Origin of the sequence: Rahnella perminowiae (assembly GCF_019049755.1) — a bacterium.
GTDB classification, from domain to species: domain Bacteria; phylum Pseudomonadota; class Gammaproteobacteria; order Enterobacterales; family Enterobacteriaceae; genus Rahnella; species Rahnella perminowiae.
The window spans coordinates 1-14406 of sequence record NZ_JAFMOS010000520.1; the positions used below are offsets into that span (position 1 = coordinate 1).

Below are 14406 nucleotides of genomic sequence, written 5' to 3' on the forward strand. Positions count from 1 at the left end.
TGTTGAAGCTGTGTGCTAAGAACAGTCCTTTTTTATTCTTGGGGGCGGTGCAGTTCGATAGTAAAGTCATAGTAATCATTCAGACACCATGTACAGGTGTATTCCACAGGTAGCTCATGGTATGTGTAACCCGTTCGCGTCACCAGTAGCAAAGGATGATGTTCTTTGATACCCAGATAATAGGCCAGTTTGCTATCTGTCATCACAGCCTTAAAATGCTGGCTCGCTCTCAGCACCGGCGATCCTTTTTTTTCCAGATACAGGTAAAGGGACTCATCAAGTTCATTAATCTTATCTAACAAATGTGCGGGCAAAATGGCCATTTGAAGAGAAACAGCGATGCCATTGATTTTTCGTAAACGGGTCAGTTCGACGACTTCTTTTTGCTCATCCGCCAGGCGCAGAATTTCCCGTTCCTTCTGGGTCGATGCCCGTCGCAAATACCCCACCAGTTCACTTTGTGCTTTTCCCCCGCTGGCATTCGCCATTTCGCTGAAACTTTCCAGCAGCGGCAGAGACTGGCGGACATGCGGGGCGACAAAAGTCCCGGAGCCCTGATTGCGGACAAGTATTCCCTCCTCAAGCAATTGCTGAAACGCCTTACGGATCGTACCACGCGCGATGTTAAGCGACTCGACCAGATCACGTTCTGATGGGATCGCATCTCCCGGTTGAAGCTCGTTCCTGTCAATCGCCGATTTAATGCAATTAATCAGTTGCATATACAGCGGCATACTATTGTTGCCATCAAGCTGCCACAGGCTGGAGGGTGAGGTAGTCATTTTTTATCCATATTGTTCATGGTGGATCATTCAAGAGTGAACCAGTTATTCAACTGAAAAACAATGTGTCTCTCTGTGCTTTTCATAGGAAATCTGCGTAATGACAACACGATCACACATTAAGCATACCGGGCTGAATTACAGCGAAAGTTTCATTATGGTATTTTAATGGTACATAAGTGGTACCTGAAAGGTCGATTTTCCTATCCAGAATGAACAACAACTTCAGGTGAATTTATGCAAGGGAACTTTTTTGTCATTATGCAGCGGTTGGGCAAAGCGTTGATGCTGCCTATCGCTGTGCTACCCGTTGCCGGGCTCTTATTACGTTTGGGGCAACCGGACGTATTTGACATTGTTTATGTGACCAAAGCAGGACAAACACTTTTCGATAATCTGCCCTTATTGTTCGCGATTGGTATCAGCGGCGGGCTGGCAAAAGATAATCATTGTGCTGCCAGTCTGGCAGGGACTATTGGTTATCTGGTGCTGACATCGGTGATGCAGGCGATTAACCCGGAACTCAACATGGGCGTATTGTCGGGTATTCTTACCGGGGTTCTGGCGGGAGTCTTATATAATCGCTATCAGAATATCCGTTTACCCGAATATCTGGCTTTCTTTGGCGGCAAACGGTTTATCCCGATTGCGACAGGGCTGAGCTGCCTGCTGCTGGGTATGGTGCTGGCGTGGGCGTGGGCACCGGTTCAACACGGCGTAAACACTCTGGGAAACTGGCTGGTTGCGTCGGGGCCGGTGGGGCCATTTGTTTACGGCGTCCTGAATGTGATTTTCCGTGTAGTTGGCTTGCACCATATTGTTAATTCGCTGGTCTGGTTTGTGTTTGGCACCTTTACTCCTGAGCAGGGTGCGGCGGTCACGGGTGATATTCATCGTTTCTTTGCTGGCGACCCGTCTGCCGGGGCGTTTATGACCGGCTTTTTCCCCGTATTTATGTTTGCCCTCCCTGCAGCCTGTCTGGCGATGTACCATGCCGCCCCCAAAGATAAACGTGCAGCCGTTGCCGGATTGTTTTTGTCGCTGGCGCTGACGACTTTTCTGACCGGTATTACCGAGCCTGTCGAGTACACTTTCCTGTTTCTGTCACCCCTGCTCTACAGTATCCACGCCTTACTGACCGGCGTTTCTATGGCGGTATGCCAGCTTCTGGGAATTAAGCTTGGGTTTACCTTCTCCGCCGGCCTGATAGATTATGTTTTATCATTTGGTCTTGCTTCTCATCCGCTGCTGATGCTGCCTGTCGGCATCCTGTGGGGGCTTATTTACTACTTCCTGTTCCGGTTTTTTATTCACCGTTTCAATCTTGCGACGCCGGGCAGGGGGGAAGAGAATGAATCTGCCAGTCCCTTCATTAACTCCTCACGGCTTGCCGCTGCCTATCTCGATGCTTTGGGCGGAAAGAAAAATCTGATACGGGTTGATGCCTGCATAACCCGCTTGCGCCTTGAAATTGTCGACAGGGATATGATTCAGGAGCCAGCGTTAAAAAAACTGGGGGCGATGGGAGTGATAAAACGTGGAGATTCAGGCCTGCAGGTCATCATCGGTACGCAGGCGGAAATTATTGCCAGTGAAATTCGTGAATTATTAAATCAATAAGGACATCTCTCTCATGACAAAGAAACGATTACTGGATTGTTGTGCTTCGGATGTCGTTAACATGGACCGCGAGACGCTTCTCTATGCTATCCGTGCCAGCGAAGGTCGCGTGTTAGTCAGTGAAACGATCGCCATCACTCAGCCTTTACTGAACAATGTCAGCAATGCGGAGCTCGCCGCGTCACAGGGTGCAGATATTTTACTGATCAATATGTTTGACCTTGAGAGTCCGGAGATCAAAGGATTACCTGCAGATATTGCACCTCAACATATTTTACAAGCATTACAGAAACTTACCGGTCGCATTATTGGTGTTAATCTGGAAGCGGTCGATTTAGAATTCGCTTCCTCACATGACGATATCTGGAAAATGAAACCAGGCAGGATGGCGACGGCAGAGAACGCCCGTAAGCTGATTGAGATGGGAGCAAAAATTCTGGTACTGACCGGCAATCCGAACAATGGTGTCAGCAACCGCGCGCTGGGACTGGCGATCAATGATATTCGTCAGACTGTCGGAGACCACGCTGTAGTGATCACGGGTAAAATGCACGGTGCCGGTGTGGTACGGGAAAGTGGTGCTGCCATTATCAGCGAAGAAGATGTTGCCTGGTTTGCCTCACAGGGTGCAGATGTTGTTCTGATCCCTGCTCCGGGGACTGTTCCGGGGATGAGTCAGGAAAAAGTCACGTCGCTGATTGCCTGTGCACATGCGCACGGGGCGCTGGCGATGACAACCATCGGGACATCCCAGGAAGGCGCTGATGTCAGTACGGTGCGGCAAATTGCGCTGATGAGCAAAATGGCCGGGGCTGATTTGCATCACATTGGCGATACAGGTTATATGGGGATCGCACTGCCCGAGAATATCATGGCTTACAGTATTGCGATCCGCGGTGTACGCCATACGTATACCCGCATGGCGAGATCGATTAACCGCTAATCTGAACAAATCCCGGTGTGAGACCGGGATTTGTATTATCTGGCGGAAACTTTCGATAAAACTACTTTTCAGGCCTTCTGCGTTACAATCCTGACACCGACTTTGCTTACCCGGTTCCCCTCCATTTCCGCAATTGTCCACGTCAGCCCGTCCCATTCGATATGGTCACCGATAACCGGTTCGCCACCGAGCAGATTGATCACGAAATGCCCCAGGGTTTGCGACTGATCGACCGTCTCTTCCAGATTCAGACCATACAGCTGGGAAATCGCATCCAGCGGCGCATCAGCCTGCAAAATGAAATCACCAAAGAAACGGTCATCAAGCACCACTTTATTGCTGTCACTGAACAACTTGCCGAGCTCCGGTAAGTCTTTTTCCTGGCCGATCACACAAAGAATATCGCCTTCCTTCAGACGTGTACTGCCGGTCGGATGCAGCATTTCTTTGCCACGGAACAGCGCCGCAATGCGTGTCGCCTGGGGCATTTGCAGATCACGCAGTGCGGCACCGACGCACCATTTGTCGGAACCGAGCTGATAGACAAATTGTTCCCAGTCGTTATAAACATCGATATCCAGCCCGACGCGTGAAATCGGCGTTGGTTGCGGCGGCACCAGCACTTTGGCTTTTTTGGCCGCAAAGCCTAAGGATGTGCCCTGAAGCAGCAAGGAAACCAGCACGATAAAGAAGGCGACATTAAAATACAGTGTGGCGTTAGGCAGTCCGGCCATCATCGGGAACACTGCCAGAATGATCGGCACTGCGCCACGCAGCCCGACCCAGGAAATAAAGAAGCGCTCACGCAAGGTAAAGTTTTTGAACGGGATCAGACTGACAAACACCGACAGCGGGCGTGCCAGCAGAATCATCCACAATGACAGTGCCAGCGCTGCGACAGCAATGGGCAACAGATCGCTTGGCGTCAGCAACAAACCCAGCACCAGGAACATACCAATCTGGCTGAGCCAGGCCAGCCCGTCAAAGGTTTGTAAAATACCGTGACGGTTGCGGATGGGCATATTGCCGAGCATCAGGCCGCACAGATACACCGCCAGAATGCCGCTGCCTTCCAGTGACATGGTTGCCGCGTACACCAGCAAACCCCCGCTGAATGCCAGCAGCGGATACAGCCCGGTCGCCAGCGTAATCTTATTAATCAGCTTGTGCAGCAGCCAGCCGCCGCCCACACCAAATACGATGCCGAGGCCAAACTGGCGCACCACATCAACAACAAACATCAGGCTAAGGCCCTGTTCACCTTTAGATATCATGTCGATCAGGGTGATGGTCAGAAATACCGCCATCGGGTCGTTGCTGCCGGATTCAATTTCCAGCGTGGCGCTGACACGTTCGTTCAGACCTTTACCCCCGATCAGCGAGAAGACGGCTGCCGCATCGGTTGAACCGATAATTGCGCCAATCAGTAAACCCTGCATCAGGTTGATATTGAACAACCATGCGGCGGCCAGCCCGGTCAACCCGGCGGTAATCAGGACACCGATTGTCGCCAGAGACAGGGCAGGCCACAGGGCAACACGAAAGGAAGAGGCCCGCGTACGCATCCCGCCGTCCAGCAAAATTACCGCCAGCGCCAGGTTACTGATCAGATAGGCGGCGGGGTAATTATCGAAGGCAATACCGCCAATTCCGTCGACGCCCGCCAGCATGCCGATCGCCAGGAAAATGACCAAAATAGGGATGCCAAGCTTAGAAGAGAACGAACTGAGCAAAATGCTCGCTGCGACTAACAGGGCGCCAATAAAGAAAAGAGTATTAATCGTGCTGGCGTCCAAGAGCGTTCTCCTTGTAAGGCATGAATGGAGCGGGGTGCGCGGTATCGTCATCAGTGACAATGCCTTTAATTTATCAGGAAAATGATCGCGTTGCTGAGGTCATTTAGGATTTTTATTAGTTGCACTTAAAAATAAAAAACTATGCTTAAAGAGGAGTGAGGTTTATATGCAGTGCATACAAAAGGAAACCACAATGAGTGAATTTACCGGTGTACACCGCGAGGTGATGAAAGATGGCGCGATAAAACATGTTCTTATCCGCGATGCGCAAGGCAATGAACAGTCAGTTGCAGCAAAAGATTATATTTCGCAAGGGATCGAGCCAGATCTGAATGAGTTGCCCGAAGTTGAGACTGACAGTGAATTCCCGGTCGCGGGCAAAGCCTGAGGAACAGAGCTCCCCGCTGCGAAACAGCGGGGTTTTTTCATGATTTCAACAGGATAAAAGGGTCAGACGCCTAAGCGATCGCGCAGAGAATAATAGGCTGCGCCCAGCATGGTAAACGGGACCTGAAAATTGCGGCCACCGAAGAAAGGCATGTGCGGCAAACGCGCAAACGCATCGAAGCGTTCAGCATCGCCACGCAACATTTCGGTGATGAGCTTTCCGGCCAGATGCGTTAGCGTAACGCCATGCCCGCTGTCACCCTGCATGTAATAAATGTTATTTTCCAGCCGGCCAAACTGCGGCAGGCGTGATAACGTCAGCAGGAAATTGCCGCCCCAGCGATAATCGATCTTCACGCCCTTAAGCTGCGGGAAAGTACGGTTGAGTTTGGGCAGGATCACTGAATCGATATTGGGCGGATTTTTGCCGCCGTATGTCACGCCGCCACCATACAGCATTCGCTTATCAGCGGTAAGGCGGAAATAATCGAGCAGATAATTACAGTCTTCTACGCAATAATTGTTGGGCAACAATGACAGCGCCATGTCATCGGACAAGGGTTCGGTTGCGATGATCTGCGAGCCACACGGCATGCTCAGACGTGTGAGGCGGGGCGCCAGTTGCTGACTGAGATAGGCATTACCTGCCAGAATCACATATTTGGCTTTCACCTGACCTCGGGCTGTGTGCACTAATGCCGGTTCCCCGTGATCAATGCGCGTGACAGCGGAGCCCTCATATATACGTCCGCCATGACGGCGCACCGCTTCGGCTTCACCCAACACCAGATTCAGCGGATGAAGATGACCGCCATTTTTATCCAGCAGCCCGCCCACGTAGCGATCGGTGGCGATTTCGCGACGCACGGCGGTTTCATCCAGCAGTGTCAGTTGAGTGTGGCCGTAACGGTTCCATAACTTTTGCTGTTCGCGCAGCTTCGACAACTGACGGGTACTCAGCGCGGCAAAAATACAGCCGGGGCGATAATCGCAGTCGATGGCATACTGGTCGATACGCTGGCGAATAATGTTCGCACCTTCAAACATCATACTGCCGAGCATATCCGCGGTCTGACGTCCGTAGCGGTCTTCGATCACATCAATATCGCGGCTATAAGAGTTGACTACCTGGCCGCCATTGCGCCCGCTGGCCCCCCAGCCCACGCGCGCGGCTTCAAGCACCACCACGTCGTAACCGGCCTCACACAAATATAAAGCAGACGAAATGCCGGTATAGCCTGCACCGACAATACAAACATCGCACTCAATATTGTCTGTCAGTTCCGGCCACGGCGCGTGTTTGTTGACGGAACTGGCGTAGTAGCTGTCGGTATGTGGCACCCCGGCCACGCGGGGACTTCCTGTTTGGGCACTCATGATGACATCCTTCCTGAGGTTCCCGTTGCCACGTACTGAGCCGGTGACAACTAGAAGGTATTAGGCGTATGTGCGCTGACAATCCTGCAAATCCGCGACGAAATATTACTGAAACTGTGAGGGTCAGCCGTGTTAATGGCATAACTTTGTCCCGCACGCAGCGGGTAACGTTGACCATTGACGGTTAAGATGATTTCTCCTTCTAACAGGGTGCCGACTTCCTCGCCCTGATGTTTGATTTTGTCGCCCGTGGTGCTGCCGGGCTGATAGGTCTCCAGCAGCATGGCGACACTGTGGTTTAGCGTGCCGTTGTGCACCATTCGCATGGAGACGCCACGACTGCCGATTTCGATTAAATCCGCCGCATTAATCACGATTTGCGGCGCGTTACTTTTATGCTCTTCGGCGAAAAACTCCGAAAGTGACAGCCCGTAAACCCGCAATAACTTCTGCAACGTACTCACGGCGGGGCTGACTTTATCCTGTTCGATGGTGCTGATGGCGCTGTGTGTCAGGCCAGACAACTCGGCGGCTTTGCGTTGTGACATCCCAAGTTGCTGGCGAATTTCAGAAAGCCGGCGACCAGGCGCCAGACTGACTTCGCTCATCCGTTTATTCCTCTCGTACGCTCCGGGCCTGATGGCCCTTGCGACAGGCAGCGATAAAAGCGTTAAACAGCTGACGCGACACCGGGTCAGTCAGACTGTGCCATTCCGGATGCCATTGCACACCAAGGGCAAACGGATGATTGCGGACACTCACGGCTTCCACCAGATTGTCCGGTGCGCGCGCTTCCACGGTCAGTGCTTCACCCAGACGGTTAGCCCCCTGACCATGGAGAGAATTCACCTGAAATTGCTGATAATCGGGTAGTAATTCTGAAAGTAAGCCCCCCGGTTCGATATGCACCGGATGCACGAGATCATACTGATTGTCATGTGGCAGGCTGGTATCTTCGCGGTGATCCATATAGCCCGGCACCTCCTGTACTTTGCGGTGCAGACTGCCGCCGGTGGCCACCACCAGCTCCTGCAAACCGCGGCAGGCTGCAAAGAGCGGGATCTTCTTATCCAGCGTTGCGCGTATGAGTTGTAAACTCAGGCGGTCGCGGCCGGGATCGGCCAGCTCCTCGACACCTTCTTCACCGTACTGATGAGGTTCAATATTGCTGGGGCTGCCGGTGAGGAAGATGCCGTCCAGACCGCGCAGAATCTGATCTATCGCGCCTTCGCGAGCCGCCAGTTCATGCGGCAAACAAACCGGAAGGGCATCGGCGTTGAAAATAGCGTCCAGATACTTTTCATGGACAGTGAGGGCAGGGTTTTCATCAACCGTGTTTTCGCACATGACTACCCCAATGACCGGTCTGTAGCGCGTCTCTTTTCCCGCAGATGCCGTGGAAAATATATTGCCCATAATACCGCCTCGTTGAGTAGATGAATTGACTGACAGCACGCGCCTCCCCGCACGTCTCTGTTCAGAATATTGACCTTTCATTGACCAATTTAGCAGCGCTATGCTCGCTTTTCAAACGGATATGTTACGGGAATGTAGATGTTGCAAAAAATTAATGTTGAGGCTAGGGTTAATAATATGGCTGTTATTTTGAGCAAAAAAAGCGTTTTTTTGAGCATAACTGAGAGGATCCCGACTCCATGAGAGCACAGCGTTGAACACAGTGATGACCCGGTAAAGATAGCCGGCTGGCACCATGGTGGGGCCTGATATGCCGGAAACCAGCAAATGGCGGAAAACCTATGCAAGCGACTGAACTGATGAAAGAAATCAAGAAAGAGATTAGCGGGACTGAACCCCTCGCTAAGCACGTTGAAGAGCGAAGTAGCGCGTTCCAGGATGAAGTGTCTGAATACCTGGAGCGTCATCCGCAAACTCTTCACGTCGACGTCCTGCTCACCGATCTCAATGGCTCCTTCCGCGGCAAACGCATTCCCGTCTCAGCACTTCGAAAACTCGAAAAAGGTTGTTACTTCCCGGCATCGGTCTTCGCCATGGACATTCTCGGTAATGTCGTGGAAGAAGCCGGATTAGGCCAGGAACTGGGCGAACCCGACCATGTCTGTGTGCCTGTTCCCGGTACCTTAACGCCCTCCGCCTCCGATCCTGAACATACCGGTCAGCTGCTTCTGACCATGCTTGACGAAGATGGCACTCCCTTTAACGTTGAACCACGCAATGTGCTTAATCATATCTGGCAAACATTGCGCCAGCGGGGTCTGTTTCCGGTGGTAGCGGTAGAGCTGGAGTTCTATCTGCTCGACAGGCAGCGCGATGCCGAAGGTTATATTCAGCCACCTTGTACGCCGGGGACGCAGGAACGCAGTATGCATACTCAGGTTTACTCCGTAGATAATCTCGATCACTTTGCCGATGTGCTCAGTGACATTGATCGCCTGGCTCACATTCAGGGTTTACCGGCGGACGGGGCGGTAGCAGAGTCCTCACCGGGACAATTCGAAATCAATTTGCACCACAGCGAAAATATTCTGCGCGCCTGTGATCACGCCCTGATGCTCAAACGTCTGGTGCGTCTGGTGGCAGAGAATCATGATATGGACGCCACTTTTATGGCGAAACCCTACGATGAATACGCGGGCAGCGGGATGCATATCCATCTCAGCGTGCTCGATGACAACGGTAAAAACCTGTTTGCCGGTGCCGGTGGCGACGATTCTGACCTGATGAAACGCTCCCTTGCCGGAATGATTGCGCTGATGCCTGCATCCATGGCATTACTGGCGCCGAACGTGAATGCTTTCCGCCGCTTCCAGCCGGGCATGTATGTGCCGACCCAGGCTTCATGGGGACACAATAACCGTACCGTTGCACTTCGGGTGCCTTGCAGCGGAACAGCAGACCACCGTGTGGAATACCGCGTCGCGGGTGCGGATGCTAACCCGTATTTAGTGGTTGCCACGGTGCTGGCAGGCATGCTGTATGGACTGGATAACGATTTGCCATTACCTGAACCGGTTACCGGTAACGGTCTGGAACAGGAGGGTATTCCGCTGCCTATCCGCCAGAGCGATGCATTGTATGATTTTGATGAACAACCGGCACTGAAAAAGATCCTCGGGGAGCGTTTCTCGCAGGTCTATCACACCTGTAAATCCGATGAACTTCTGCAATTTGAGAGAAGAGTAACGGAAACGGAAATCGACTGGATGCTGAAAAATGCCTGATTCCCGGGCGTGCCTGGCACTGTGTAAAAGGTTAAGCCTTAAGTGTTGCCACGCCCATACAGGGGGGATCTGTGCGTGAATGTTTTGAACGCGAAAAGAATTTGTAACGCAACGCCTCTGAATGTTGTCATTTATGCGTGATTTGTGCAAAATACGCCGCACTGCAGATAACCGACGCTTAAAGGCGCCGGTTATTTTTTTTGTATATGCAGTACCCAACTAATTCAACAGAGGCCGGACCCAGATCCGGATAGATAACAAGGTTCGTGTGCGATCCCAAATTAAAACCGGTCGCCACTATGAGGAAATGTAACATGGGGCAATACTTCAAACCTGTACCGGTACCCGCCGGTGCTACTTTCAGCTGCGGCCACATTCGCACAGCCTTCATCTCCGCGTTCAGCGAGGTGAAGATCACTCCCCCGTTTACTGGTAATAACTCCCGAAGTTTTCCCTGTACGTTGCTTTCAGAGGCGTTTAAGCGCCCGGTATTTGCAATCCAGGGAGGGCTGAACCATGTCTGCTAATGCTACTACCGCTCCGGCCACCCAGCGTGTACAACTGCGTAAAACCCTGACATTGGTTCAGGTTGTGATGATGGGCCTCGCCTATCTGCAGCCGATGACCATTTTTGATACCTTCGGTATCGTTTCCGGCCTGACCGATGGCCACGTTGCGACGGCGTATATCTTCGCGTTGATTGCCGTCCTGTTTACCGCCGTCAGTTACGGCAAGCTGGTGCAGCGATTCCCGTCTGCCGGTTCTGCTTACACTTACGCGCAAAAAGCTATCAGCCCGCACGTCGGCTTCATGGTCGGCTGGTCATCTTTGCTGGACTATCTGTTCATGCCGATGATCAACATTCTGCTGGCGAAAATCTACCTGGAAGCCATCTTCCCGGGCGTGCCGTCGTGGATCTTTGTCGTAGCCCTGGTCGGCATGATGACCGCGTTCAACCTGCGTGGCATCAAAATCGTCGCAAACCTCAACAGCATCATTGTTGTCGTGCAGGTGGCGATCATGGTGGTCTTCCTGGGCCTGTTAGTTCGTGGCGTCTACATGGGCGAGGGCATGGGCACACTGGCAACGACTAAGCCATTCTTCAGTGAGAATGCGCATGTGGTGCCAATGATTACCGGAGCGACTATCCTGTGCTTCTCGTTCCTGGGCTTTGACGGCATCAGTTCGTTGTCTGAAGAAACCCCGAACGCGGGCAAAGTGATCCCGAAAGCGATTTTCCTGACCGCGCTGATCGGGGGCATCATCTTCGTGGTGGTGTCTTACTTCCTGCAACTGTACTTCCCGGACATCTCGCGCTTTAAAGATCCGGACGCGTCTCAGCCTGAAATCATGCTGTATGTGGCAGGCAAGTTCTTCCAGTCCGTCATTCTGTGTTTCAGCTGTGTAACCGTTCTGGCATCCGGCATGGCTGCCCACGCCGGGGTTTCCCGACTGTTATATGTGATGGGTCGCGATGGTGTATTCCCGGAAAAACTGTTCGGTTATGTGCATCCGAAATGGCGCACCCCGACATTCAACGTCTTGCTGGTTGGCGTTGTGGCGATGTCTGCGGTGACCTTTGATCTGGTTACGGCGACGGCGCTGATCAACTTCGGCGCGCTGGTGGCGTTCACCTTCGTGAACCTGTCGGTGATTTCACAATTCTACATTCGTGAAAAACGTAACCGTACATTCAAAGATCACGTCAATTACCTGATCCTGCCGGTGATTGGTGCACTGACCGTCGGTGCGTTGTGGCTGAATCTGGAATCGAGCTCGATGACACTGGGCTTAGTCTGGGGAGCGATTGGTCTGGGGTATCTGGCGTTTATCACCAAAGCGTTTCGCAAGCAGCCGCCGCAGATGAGCGGGGAAATAGCACCGGAAGCGTGATTTTTGCCCTTTGAAAAGGGCAGGAAACTTTCTTTGCAGATGGCCGCTGCAATGGCGGCTCTAATTTGCAGCAAGCCTCTGCAAAACAGGCTTTTAAAGTAGCTTAGTGAAAGTTTCGGTTTTTCAACAACAGTTATCATACGGCTTTTCGTGCCGAAACCGACGAGAGAGGAAAGTGCTTTTCCTCTCTCGACTCTCCTCGCTTTTTTCACTGCGCGCTTCGCTTGTTACAATGTTTCAGGTGCTATTGCGACAGGCTGGAAATCTTGCCGCTGTGCGGTACCTTCTCTCGGTGTTACTCGGCCTGTGGCCTCGCCCTTCGGGCCGTCACTTCGTGACGTTGTCTCGCACAGCTCGACCCGAGCCATAGGTCTCGAAGCCGCTCCGTTCAGCAAGATTTCTGAATCGCCCGCACGATCTTAAATTCAACATCAAACTGATGTTTATCTTTTAGAAAAGTGGATTGGCGTGCTCAAAAATGGCACCGAATGAACGGTTCGAGACCTATGGCTCGAAACCTGAAATTCGGGAATCGCGCAGCGATGACATTTTGCGCCACTCGCTTAAGTGACAGAACATGTCCGTCGTACTTGCGATAGCGCGCAGTAAAAAAGCGCGGAGGAATCCAAAGGAGGGGAAGCACTCCCTCCTTTGGGCGGTTTCGGCGCAACGAGTTAAGTGATCATTGTACGTGAGAAACCGAAATTTACTCGGTCAGTTTTTAACGTCGGTAACTCACTGATTTTGAGAAACCGAAATTTTCACTATTCCAGAAGGGGTCGTTGGGGAATCCCCAAAAATTAACCCACCAGTTTCTTCCCATATTCAAACAGCGCCTTGAGAAGCGCTATCTTCTCAGCATCCCCCTCATGCCAGTTATAGAGTGATTCAAGCTCTAAAATGTACGCCTGCACACGTTCGTCCGTCAGTTTCTCCTGCCGGTGCAACGTCCAGCGCTTTTGCTCGGCATCGGTAAGCGTGGCGGGGTAGTTGCGTGCACGGAAACGGAACAACAGGGGCTCAATGCGCGCATCGTTAAAAGTCAGATCCAGCGCGGGAAGGTTCTCCGGACGGGTTTCCAGAATGATGCGCATGGCCGCGCGATCGGCATCGCTGAAGAAACCGTCATAAAGGCGGGCGTCCACGTCATCGGACGGGGTAAAGGGTTCAGCTTCAGCAAACATCGTGACCACTTTCTCGCGCACCTGCGGATTTTGACGTAGCAATTGCAGATTTTCCAGGCAGCGCTGACGGTCGATCCCCAGGCGTTCGGCATTTTCCGGTAACAATGTCTTGGCCGGAGCCAGCACCGGACATTTATTGATATGCACCAGTTTGATCGGCAGCGGAGATTGTCCGGCCTGCAAAGCATCGCGGCGGCTGTACAGGCGTTCACGCATTTCATCAGGACTGAGATCTAACAACGTCGACATATCACCGGCGAGGTCACACATGATCACCGCATTCTTATTCTCAGGATGCCACGCCAGTGGTGCTACCCATGCGGTATTACCCCGTGCAGCGCCGAACATACCGGAAACATGCACCAGCGGCGCCATGGCAGGAATATCAATCAGGGTATTAAGTTTATGTTTGCTGCGGTGTTCAAGCAGAAAACTGAACAGACGCGGCTGCGCCTGCTTCACCAGTTTCGCCATGGCGATAGTCGCGTAAACGTCGGCCATGGCATCGTGCGCATTTTCATGTTCGATACCATTGGCTTTGGTCAGATGTTCAAGACGGAAACTCGGGAAGCCATCATCATTTTCCGGCCAGTTGATGCCTTCCGGACGCAGCGCATAACAGGCGCGCATTACATCCAGTAAATCCCAGCGGGAATTGCCGTTTTGCCAGCTGTAGGCATACGGGTCGTAAAAGTTACGATAAAGGATATTCCGGCTGACTTCATCGTCAAAACGGATATTGTTATAACCAACAATGCAGGTGCCCGGCACGCTGAATGCCTGGTGAATTTGCGCGGTAAACTCGGCTTCAATCACACCGCGCTCCAGGGCAATTTGTGGCGTGATGCCGGTAATCATCACTGCTTCAGGTTCAGGCAGATAATCATCAGAAGGGCGGCAATAAATCACCAACGGTTCTTCGATGATATTGAAATCTTCGTCAGTTCTTACCCCGGCAAACTGCGCCGGACGATCCAGCGCCGGGTTTTTACCAAAGGTTTCATAATCGTGGAAGTAGAACGTTTTTTGCGGCTTATCTGACATAATTTTATTGTGCCTAAATTCGTATGTATTTTACTGTCCAAACCAGTGCGTCAACCAGGCGTATCGCCACTCAGTATTCTATCAGATAGAGTCTGCTGAGTCCGGTTTGCCAACAATGCTCGGAGAAAAATGGTTTGTCTGTTTACATAACATTATCATGGCTCCCGGTGACAAATGAAC

The 14406-nt window shown here is 52.1% G+C and carries 11 protein-coding genes and 1 other RNA gene; 5 read left to right on the top strand and 7 right to left on the bottom strand.

Annotation, left to right across the window (positions count from 1 at the left end; all coding sequences use genetic code 11):
- Positions 1 to 32: 32 nt before the first annotated feature.
- The gene (locus J1785_RS11390; RefSeq protein WP_217219432.1) at positions 33 to 782 is read right to left on the bottom strand and encodes a GntR family transcriptional regulator; all 750 of its coding nucleotides are present in this window, start codon (positions 780 to 782) and stop codon (positions 33 to 35) included.
- Positions 783 to 1019: 237 nt separating this feature from the next.
- Between J1785_RS11390 and nagE the strand changes: the two genes are divergently transcribed.
- Both nagE and J1785_RS11400 read left to right on the top strand, forming a co-directional pair.
- Positions 1020 to 2402, top strand: a complete 1383-nt coding sequence (nagE, locus tag J1785_RS11395; protein WP_217219433.1) for an N-acetylglucosamine-specific PTS transporter subunit IIBC — start codon at positions 1020 to 1022, stop codon at positions 2400 to 2402.
- 13 nt (positions 2403 to 2415) lie between these two features.
- Positions 2416 to 3345, top strand: a complete 930-nt coding sequence (locus J1785_RS11400; RefSeq protein WP_217219434.1) for a DUF7916 family protein — start codon at positions 2416 to 2418, stop codon at positions 3343 to 3345.
- 68 nt (positions 3346 to 3413) lie between these two features.
- Here the strand turns inward: J1785_RS11400 and J1785_RS11405 are convergent, their stop codons facing one another.
- Positions 3414 to 5141, bottom strand: coding sequence for a potassium/proton antiporter (locus J1785_RS11405; protein WP_129952548.1), 1728 nt, complete (start codon positions 5139 to 5141; stop codon positions 3414 to 3416).
- Positions 5142 to 5334: 193 nt separating this feature from the next.
- Here J1785_RS11405 and J1785_RS11410 point away from each other — a divergent pair, with 193 nt between their 5' ends.
- On the top strand, positions 5335 to 5529 hold the full coding sequence (locus tag J1785_RS11410) for a hypothetical protein (protein ID WP_165383713.1): 195 nt from the start codon (positions 5335 to 5337) through the stop codon (positions 5527 to 5529).
- 62 nt (positions 5530 to 5591) lie between these two features.
- Here J1785_RS11410 and J1785_RS11415 read toward each other — a convergent pair whose 3' ends face one another.
- Genes J1785_RS11415 through puuD form a run of 3 tightly spaced genes read right to left on the bottom strand, consistent with a single transcriptional unit; the run spans position 5592 to position 8321 of the window.
- On the bottom strand, positions 5592 to 6905 hold the full coding sequence (locus tag J1785_RS11415; protein WP_217139115.1) for an NAD(P)/FAD-dependent oxidoreductase: 1314 nt from the start codon (positions 6903 to 6905) through the stop codon (positions 5592 to 5594).
- A gap of 50 nt (positions 6906 to 6955) precedes the next feature.
- A complete protein-coding gene (puuR, locus tag J1785_RS11420; RefSeq protein WP_129952551.1) occupies positions 6956 to 7513 on the bottom strand; it encodes an HTH-type transcriptional regulator PuuR in 558 nt (185 codons plus the stop codon).
- 4 nt (positions 7514 to 7517) lie between these two features.
- A complete protein-coding gene (puuD, locus tag J1785_RS11425) occupies positions 7518 to 8321 on the bottom strand; it encodes a gamma-glutamyl-gamma-aminobutyrate hydrolase (protein ID WP_129952552.1) in 804 nt (267 codons plus the stop codon).
- A gap of 359 nt (positions 8322 to 8680) precedes the next feature.
- Here puuD and J1785_RS11430 point away from each other — a divergent pair, with 359 nt between their 5' ends.
- Positions 8681 to 10105 (top strand): glutamine synthetase family protein, encoded by a 1425-nt coding sequence (locus tag J1785_RS11430; protein WP_217219437.1) that lies wholly within the window; start codon positions 8681 to 8683, stop codon positions 10103 to 10105.
- 516 nt (positions 10106 to 10621) lie between these two features.
- Complete coding sequence (locus tag J1785_RS11435) at positions 10622 to 11998, top strand: APC family permease (RefSeq protein ID WP_217219435.1); 1377 nt, start codon at positions 10622 to 10624, stop codon at positions 11996 to 11998.
- A gap of 296 nt (positions 11999 to 12294) precedes the next feature.
- On the opposite strand, the gene J1785_RS11440 is transcribed toward J1785_RS11435, so the two are convergent.
- A non-coding RNA gene (locus J1785_RS11440) (RtT sRNA) lies at positions 12295 to 12377 on the bottom strand.
- A gap of 421 nt (positions 12378 to 12798) precedes the next feature.
- Positions 12799 to 14226, bottom strand: a complete 1428-nt coding sequence (gene sbcB, locus J1785_RS11445; RefSeq protein WP_217219436.1) for an exodeoxyribonuclease I — start codon at positions 14224 to 14226, stop codon at positions 12799 to 12801.
- Between the last annotated feature and the right edge of the window lie 180 nt (positions 14227 to 14406).

Coding starts and splice junctions, on each gene's coding strand:
- J1785_RS11390 (WP_217219432.1), bottom strand. CDS start 782: ATGACTACCTCACCCTCCAGCCTGTGGCAGCTTGATGGCAACAATAGT.
- nagE (WP_217219433.1), top strand. CDS start 1,020: ATGCAAGGGAACTTTTTTGTCATTATGCAGCGGTTGGGCAAAGCGTTG.
- J1785_RS11400 (WP_217219434.1), top strand. CDS start 2,416: ATGACAAAGAAACGATTACTGGATTGTTGTGCTTCGGATGTCGTTAAC.
- J1785_RS11410 (WP_165383713.1), top strand. CDS start 5,335: ATGAGTGAATTTACCGGTGTACACCGCGAGGTGATGAAAGATGGCGCG.
- J1785_RS11415 (WP_217139115.1), bottom strand. CDS start 6,905: ATGAGTGCCCAAACAGGAAGTCCCCGCGTGGCCGGGGTGCCACATACC.
- puuR (WP_129952551.1), bottom strand. CDS start 7,513: ATGAGCGAAGTCAGTCTGGCGCCTGGTCGCCGGCTTTCTGAAATTCGC.
- puuD (WP_129952552.1), bottom strand. CDS start 8,321: ATGGGCAATATATTTTCCACGGCATCTGCGGGAAAAGAGACGCGCTAC.
- J1785_RS11430 (WP_217219437.1), top strand. CDS start 8,681: ATGAAAGAAATCAAGAAAGAGATTAGCGGGACTGAACCCCTCGCTAAG.
- J1785_RS11435 (WP_217219435.1), top strand. CDS start 10,622: ATGTCTGCTAATGCTACTACCGCTCCGGCCACCCAGCGTGTACAACTG.
- sbcB (WP_217219436.1), bottom strand. CDS start 14,226: ATGTCAGATAAGCCGCAAAAAACGTTCTACTTCCACGATTATGAAACC.